The organism is Pseudoxanthomonas winnipegensis (assembly GCF_004283755.1).
Classification (GTDB): domain Bacteria; phylum Pseudomonadota; class Gammaproteobacteria; order Xanthomonadales; family Xanthomonadaceae; genus Pseudoxanthomonas_A; species Pseudoxanthomonas_A winnipegensis.
Genome location: NZ_SHMH01000003.1, coordinates 458,380 through 465,134 on the forward strand (window position 1 = coordinate 458,380; position 6,755 = coordinate 465,134).

Sequence of the window (6,755 nt, forward strand, 5' to 3'; positions counted from 1 at the left end):
GTCATGACCAGCTTCTAAGTGTCACGCAAAGCAGAACGGGCGCCTGATGGCGCCCGTTCTCGTTCTCACCCCTGGTGTGGCTCAGTGGTCGCCGCGCAGCTGGCCCATGTAGCGCGGCGCGGTGCGGCCGAGCGGCAGCTTGAGCTTGCCGATCGAGGCGATGCGCGCCTCGGCGATGCGGTCGGCGGCGTACTGCGGGGCGATCCGCTCCTTCTCGGCCAGATCGAAGACGCGCCCGACGTTGTGATAGATGTTGCGCATCAGGCGCATGGCGCGCTCGCGGTTGTAGCCGTCGATCTCCAGCGAGACGTTCATCACCCCGCCGGCGTTGACCGCATAGTCGGGCGCGTACAGGATCCCGCGGCGCATGGCTTCCTCGCCGACCACGTGCGACATCTGGTTGTTGGCCGTGCCGCAGATGATCTTGGCGCGCAGGCGCGGAAGGGTCTCGTGGTTGATCGACCCCTCCAGCGCGCACGGCGAGAACACGTCGGCGGGAATGTCGTAGATCTCGTTGGGCGCCACTGCCTCTGCGCCGTATTCCTCGACCGCGCGCGCCACCAGCGCCGGATTGAGGTCGGTGACGAACAGCTTGGCTCCGCGCTCCTTGAGCAGCTTCACAAACTCCATGCCGATATGCCCCAGGCCCTGCACGGCATAGCTGTACTTGCCGATCTCCTCGTTGCCGAACCGGCGGTTCAGCGCGGCCATCAGCCCCTGCAGCGCGCCGTAGGCGGTGAAGGGCGCCGGGTCGCCCGAGCCGCGGTGCACCTGGTGCACGCCGACCACGTATTCGGTCTCGCGGTAGACATGCTCCATGTCGTTGACGTCGGTGCCCACGTCCTCGGCGGTGATGTAGCGCCCGCCCAGCGAATCGACATAGCGGCCGAACATGCGGAACAGCGCCTCGACCTTGTCCTGACTCGGATCGCCGATGATCACTGCCTTGCCGCCACCGACATTCAGGCCGGCCAGGGCGTTCTTGTAGGTCATCGTCCGGCTCAGCCGCAGCGCGTCGGTCAGCGCCGTCTCGGTGTCGGGGTAGGGACGCATGCGCACCCCGCCCAGCGCCGGACCCAGCACCGTGCTGTGGACGGCGATGATCGCCTTCAGCCCGATATCGGGGTTGTGGCAGAACACGACCTGTTCGTGGCCGGAGGTGTCGAGGGTTTCGAAAATCATGGGGAAGGGCTCCAATCCGCGCAGGCCAAGACTTCGACCAATCCTTGCGAAACGTATCCTAGACGATTGTTTTGTAAACCAAAAAAAGACGCCGCCCTGAGGCGGGCGGCGATGTTGCATTGCCACAGTTTACCCAGTCGCGTGCGGTGCGCACATGCGCCCCCTGAGCGCCGCGATGGCGCGCTGCGGCTGGATCGGACCGGCTAGCGCGGCGCGGCGGCCGGCTTGGGATCGGTGTCGGCGTGGCTGACCTGCGCCGGACGCGGCTTGGCGGTCTCGCGCACGGGGCGCGGCGTATCCGGATCCAGCGTGCGGGTGATGGTGTGTTCTTCGCCATTGCTGATGGCGCGCGAAAGCGGGATACCGATGGCGAGCAGGACGACGGCGGCGAGCAGAGCGATCACGGCTTTCATGCGGATCTCCGGAGGCGGGCGGCTGGCGAAGCAGGACCGGAGCGGTCCTGGTTCAGCCGACTATCCGCCCGCCCCGGAGACGGGTCACGACGCGACGCAGCATCGGCCGCGGCGCGTCGTGCGGGGCATCAGGCCAGATTGACCTTGGCGACCTTGTCGGCGTAGTCGCGCTTGGGGTCGCGTCCCAGCAGCAGCTTCAGCCCGGCCAGCAGGCTGGAGCCGTTCTTCCAGATCTCCGCCTGGTCCGGATCCAGGCGCAGCAGGGCCAGCTTGGGATCGTCCTTGCCGCCTTCGTACCAGGCGGCGATGAAGGGATTCCACAGGCGATCGACGACCGCGCGGTCGGTGTCCAGCACCAGCGTGCCGCGCACGCTGGCGAACAGGTCGTGGTCCTTGGCGGCGAAGGCGGCGATCGCGCGGTGGCCCGAGCCCAGCTGCTGCACCATCGCATTGTCGATGGAGGTGAAGAACCAGACCGGGCCGCCTTCGTCGCCCTCGATCATCGCGGTCATCGGCCGGGTATGGCCGTCTTCGATGCCCTCCAGCCCCAGCATCACGGTGCGGTCGGACTTGAGGGCCTTCCAGAAGGCGGCTTCGAGCTCTTGCGGCGAGGTGGACATGCGGGTCTCCAGGAGGGGTGTGGCTCCAGCCTGCCGCGCGCCATGCTCACGCCTCGTGGTGAAGCGGCGACGCGGCGTTGACGTGCGCGCAACGTCCGGCCGCCGCCGCGTCGCGGTGCGCGCCGAGCCGGATCGCCAGTGCCAGCAGCGAGGTCAGCACCGCCAGGCCCAGCACGCCCGGCCAGCCCAGGTGCTGCATCAGCACGCTGCCCAGCGCCGCACCGCTGGCCATGCCGATGAACATGCCGGTGAAGAACACCGCATTGAGCCGGCTGCGCGCCCCAGGATCGATGCCGTAGACGATGGTCTGGTGAGAGACCAGCGTGGCCTGCACGCCCAGGTCGAAGCCGATCGTGCCCACCACCAGCAGGGCCAGCTGGCCGTGCATCGGCAGCAGTGGCCCGGCCAGCATCAGCGCGAACGCGCCCGCCGCCAGCCCGGCGCCGAGGCGGGTAACCAGCCCCGGGCCGCGCCGGTCGGCGATGCGGCCGGCGATGGGTGCCATCAGCGCGCCCGCGGCGCCGGCCAGGCCGAACGCGCCGGCCACCGCGCTGCCCAGGTGGAAGGGCGCGTCCTGCAGCATCACCGCCAGCGTCGACCAGAACGCGCTGAAGCCGACCGCCAGGGTCGCCTGCGCCCAGGTGGCGCGGCGCAGCGCCGGGTGCGCGCGCCATAGCGGCACCAGGCTGGCCAGCAGCGCGCCATAGCCCACCGTGGTGGTCGGCTCGAAGCGCGGCACCCAGCGCGCCGAGGCCAGCCCGACCAGGACCATGCCCACGGCGGCGATGAGATAGACCGCGCGCCAGCCCCAGATTCCGGCAATCAGGCCGCTGCCCACGCGCGAAAGCAGGATGCCCAGCAACAGGCCGGTCATGACCGTGCCGACGATGCGGCCACGGTGTTCGATCCGCGCCAGCGTGGCGGCGGCGGGCACGAAGTCCTGCGCCACCGTGGCGGTCAGGCCGATCGCCAGGCTCGCGCAGAGCAGGGTGGTCATGCCCGGCGCCAGGCCGCCGACGGCCAGCGCCAGCGCCAGCAGGCCGCACTTGGCCAGGATCACCCGGCGGCGGTCGTAACGATCGCCCAGCGGCGCGCACAGCAGGATGCCCAGCGCATAGCCGAGTTGGTTGAGCGTGGGCACCAGGCCGGCGGTCTGGGCGCTGGCGTGCAGGTCGCCGGCCAGCACGCCGAGCATGGGCTGGCTGTAGTAGAGCGAGGCCACGCTCATGCCGGCGCCGATCGCCAGCAGCAGTACCAGCCGGCGCGGCAGGCCGGTGTGGCCGGGGGCTTCATGCGGATATTGAATGTGAGTCATGGCGTCGAGCGGCTGCAAGGTGGGGTGCGCGGTATTCTCCGGGCCGCCCGGCGCGCGTGGTAGCCTGCGCGCCGACACAATGCCTATGCGTCGGGCGTATGCAAGAGCCGATTTCCACCGGAACCGACCGCCTCGAGCTGATGCAGACCTTCGTCCGCATCGTCGAGGCCGGCAGCCTGTCGGCCGCCGCCGCGCAGCTCGGCGCCAGCCAGCCCACCGTCAGCCGGCGGCTGCAGGCGCTCGAACGCCTGCTCGGGCTCAAGCTGCTGCGTCGTTCGACCCACGCCATGACGCTGACCGAAGACGGCGCGCGCTGCTACGACAAGGCCCGCGACCTGCTGCAGGACTGGCAGGCGCTGGAAGACGACCTGCGCGGCGCCGGACAAGCCCCGCAGGGCCTGCTGCGCGTGGTGGTGCCGCACGCCTTCGGCCAGCGCCAGCTGATGGAACCGATGGCCGACTACCTGCGCCGCTATCCGCAGGTCTCGGTCGACTGGCTGCTGCACGAGCGCGAGCCGGACTTCGTCGCCGACAACATCGACTGCGCCATCCACGTCGGCACGGTGATGGATCCCTCGGTGGTGGCGGTGCAGATCGCCGAGGTGCCACGCATCGTGGTCGGCGCGCCGGAACTGCTGGAAGGGCGCGAGGCACCCGACGCCATCGAGACCCTGCGCGCGCTGCCCTGGCTGGCGATCAACCTGTTCTACCGCAACGACATCAGCCTGACCCATCGCCAGGACGGGCGGCAGTGCCATTTCCAGATCCGCCCCAGGCTGAGCACCGACAGCCTGCATGCGCTGCGCACCGCGGCGCTGGCCGGGCTGGGGGCGTGCATCGCCTCGGCCTGGCTGGTGGCCGAGGACGTCGCCGCCGGCCGGCTGCTGCACCTGGCCCCGGATTGGCGCGCCACGCCGCTGCCGGTGCACCTGGTCTATCCGCCGGCGCGGCACCAGCCGGCCAAGCTGCAGCGCTTCATCGAGCTGATGCGGCTGGCGGGGGCCAATATGGCCGGCGTCGAGCCGCTGCGCGGCCGCGCGGGCTGAGTGCCGCTGGGAAGCTTCTACCGTCGTTCCCGCGAGGGCGGGAACCCAGCTCCGCTCGCGCGGAGCGCTCAAAGGAGTAACGCGTTCCGCCGGCTACAGCGTCAACGCCGCTCGAAACCCGATTCACCCGGAACGCGATGCCGGGCGCCGGTCGCTCACTTCGCCGGGGTCTTGGCCTTCTCGTCCAGCGAGAAGCAGGCGTCCGGGCGCACCTGCGGGGCGGGGAAGTTCACCGGCACGTTGAGGGTCTGCGCCACCGGCTGGCCGCCGCGCGTGGCCGGCTTGAAGGTCCATTGCTTGACCGCGGCCACCGCCGCATCGTCCAGCGCCGCGTTGCCGCTGCCCTTGGCCACCACCACCTCGGTCGGCGTGCCGGCGGTGCCGACGGTGACCTTCAGCGTGGAGACGCCGCCGTGGCCGCTGCACGCGGCTTCCAGCGGGTACTGCGGCGGCGGGGTCTGCAGCGCGGTCAGCTCGGTGGCGGCCGGGGCGGTGGCCTCGGGCGCGGCCTGCTCGCCGCAGGCGGCGGCCAGCACGGCGAAACACGACAGCGCCAGCAGGCGCAGGGGACGGGAAACGGTGTGGGTGTTCATGCGTCGGGTTCCAGTGCCTGCGCCTTGGCGGCGCAGATGAAGTCGTTCTCGCTCAGGCCGCCCACGTCGTGGGTGGAGAAACGCACCACCACCCGGTCGTAGTGCACGCCCAGGTCCGGATGATGGTCCTCTGCGTGGGCGATGTAGGCCAGCGCGTTGACGAAGGCCAGCGTGCGGTAATAGTCGGGAAAGCGGAAGGTGCGCACCAGCGCCTTGTCCTGTTCGGCCAGTTCCCAGCCGGGCAGCTGCGGCAGCAGCTCGGCGATGCGCGCCTGGCTGAGGCGGTGCTCGCTGCCGCTGCGCGGCAGGCAGTGCGCGGCGGCCAGGGGGACGAGGTCGGACATCGGGGGCTCCTGCAGGTGGCGCGGGGAACGTAGCATTCCCGCGCGTGACCATTCCGTTCTGACCGGTGCGCGGGCAGACCGCTAGAATACGCCGCATGATCCAGATCTCCGAGACCGCCCAGCACCATTTCCGCAAGCTGATCGAGCGCGAGGCCTCGCCCGGCCTTGGCGTGCGGCTCAGTGCGGTCGATCCGGGCACCCCGCGCGCCGACGCGCGGCTGGAGTTCGCCGAACCGCGCGAACTGGCCGGCGACGAGTGGGCCGTGGACTGCGAAGGCTTCACCCTGTACGTGGACGCGGCCAGCGTGCCGTGGCTGGACGATGCCGAGATCGACTTCGTCACCCAGGGCGCCGGCAGCCAGCTGACGATCAAGGCGCCGCACATCAAGGGCAAGGCGCCGGCCGAGGGCGCCTCGCTGGTCGAGCGCGTGCGCTGGGTGGTGGAGCACGAGGTCAACCCGCAGCTGGCCTCGCACGGCGGCCGCGTGGCGGTGGAGGAAGTGACGGGCGAGGGCGTGGTGTTCCTGCGCTTCGGCGGCGGCTGCCACGGCTGCGGCATGGCCGATGTCACCCTGAAGCAGGGCATCGAGAAGACCCTGCTGACGCGCGTGCCGGGCGTGACCGCGGTGCGTGACGCCACCGACCACGACAGCGGCCAGGCGCCGTACATGCCGCGCGACGCGGCCTGATCCGTCCGCATCCGGTGACGACTGCCACCGAGATCATCGCCGCCCTCCTGCAGCGCAGGCCGGCGCCCATTCTGGAAAAACGCACCGGCCTGCCGCACGGCTGGGGCATCTGGCTGCGCAACCGGCCGGCACAGGCCGGTCCGCTGAGCCGGGCCCCGGTCGAGGCACTGGTGGCCGCCGCGGCCGCACGCCCGCGCACGGCGCCAGTGGCGCGGCCGATGAACCGCTGGCAGGCCGCGTGGTCGCTGCACTGGCAGCACGGCGAGGCGCCGCCGCGCGAGGAGCGCTGGATCCGCTGGGTCGGGCGGCTGGGGAGCCTGCTGCTGCACCTGGCGTTCCTGGCGCTGCTGATCTTCGTCAGCCTGATGGCGCTGCCGCCCACGCCGACGGAGGAAGACGGCAGCCGCGTGCAGCTGACCTTCATCGGGCGCGGCACGCCGCGCGAGGGCGGTGGCTCGGGGCCGCAGCCGCCCACGCCCGGCGCGCAGCAGGCCGCCGCGGCCGCGCCGCGTGGCGCGAGCCGGCCCGCGCCTGCGGCGGCGACGCCCGAGGC

General features: G+C 71.2%; 8 protein-coding genes and 1 pseudogene. 3 read left to right on the forward strand and 6 right to left on the reverse strand.

Annotated features, from left to right (window positions below; translation table 11 throughout):
* Window positions 1-81: 81 nt before the first annotated feature.
* The 4 genes from EAT51_RS08535 to EAT51_RS08550 all read right to left on the reverse strand — a co-directional run bounded on the left by EAT51_RS08535 (window position 82) and on the right by EAT51_RS08550 (window position 3,530).
* Complete coding sequence (locus tag EAT51_RS08535) at window positions 82-1,182, reverse strand: Glu/Leu/Phe/Val dehydrogenase dimerization domain-containing protein (RefSeq protein ID WP_130561510.1); 1,101 nt, start codon at window positions 1,180-1,182, stop codon at window positions 82-84.
* A gap of 203 nt (window positions 1,183-1,385) precedes the next feature.
* Window positions 1,386-1,595 (reverse strand): hypothetical protein, encoded by a 210-nt coding sequence (locus EAT51_RS08540; protein WP_130518711.1) that lies wholly within the window; start codon window positions 1,593-1,595, stop codon window positions 1,386-1,388.
* 128 nt (window positions 1,596-1,723) lie between these two features.
* The gene (locus EAT51_RS08545) at window positions 1,724-2,215 is read right to left on the reverse strand and encodes a pyridoxamine 5'-phosphate oxidase family protein (RefSeq protein WP_130518709.1); all 492 of its coding nucleotides are present in this window, start codon (window positions 2,213-2,215) and stop codon (window positions 1,724-1,726) included.
* Between the two features lie 46 nt (window positions 2,216-2,261).
* Window positions 2,262-3,530 (reverse strand): MFS transporter, encoded by a 1,269-nt coding sequence (locus EAT51_RS08550; protein ID WP_130561511.1) that lies wholly within the window; start codon window positions 3,528-3,530, stop codon window positions 2,262-2,264.
* A gap of 140 nt (window positions 3,531-3,670) precedes the next feature.
* Here EAT51_RS08550 and EAT51_RS08555 point away from each other — a divergent pair, with 140 nt between their 5' ends.
* Window positions 3,671-4,576, forward strand: coding sequence for a LysR substrate-binding domain-containing protein (locus EAT51_RS08555; RefSeq protein ID WP_228257856.1), 906 nt, complete (start codon window positions 3,671-3,673; stop codon window positions 4,574-4,576).
* Window positions 4,577-4,731: 155 nt separating this feature from the next.
* On the opposite strand, the gene EAT51_RS08560 is transcribed toward EAT51_RS08555, so the two are convergent.
* Both EAT51_RS08560 and EAT51_RS08565 read right to left on the reverse strand, forming a co-directional pair.
* Window positions 4,732-5,169, reverse strand: a complete 438-nt coding sequence (locus tag EAT51_RS08560; RefSeq protein WP_130518702.1) for an energy transducer TonB — start codon at window positions 5,167-5,169, stop codon at window positions 4,732-4,734.
* The gene (locus EAT51_RS08565; protein WP_130518700.1) at window positions 5,166-5,513 is read right to left on the reverse strand and encodes a 4a-hydroxytetrahydrobiopterin dehydratase; all 348 of its coding nucleotides are present in this window, start codon (window positions 5,511-5,513) and stop codon (window positions 5,166-5,168) included. The genes EAT51_RS08560 and EAT51_RS08565 overlap by 4 nt, the downstream gene beginning before the upstream one ends.
* Before the next feature lie 95 nt (window positions 5,514-5,608).
* Between EAT51_RS08565 and EAT51_RS08570 the strand changes: the two genes are divergently transcribed.
* Together EAT51_RS08570 and EAT51_RS08575 are read left to right on the forward strand one after the other, a co-directional pair.
* Complete coding sequence (locus tag EAT51_RS08570) at window positions 5,609-6,202, forward strand: NfuA family Fe-S biogenesis protein (RefSeq protein ID WP_130518698.1); 594 nt, start codon at window positions 5,609-5,611, stop codon at window positions 6,200-6,202.
* Between the two features lie 14 nt (window positions 6,203-6,216).
* Window positions 6,217-6,755: pseudogene (locus EAT51_RS08575) on the forward strand (transmembrane repetitive protein); the annotation flags it as partial.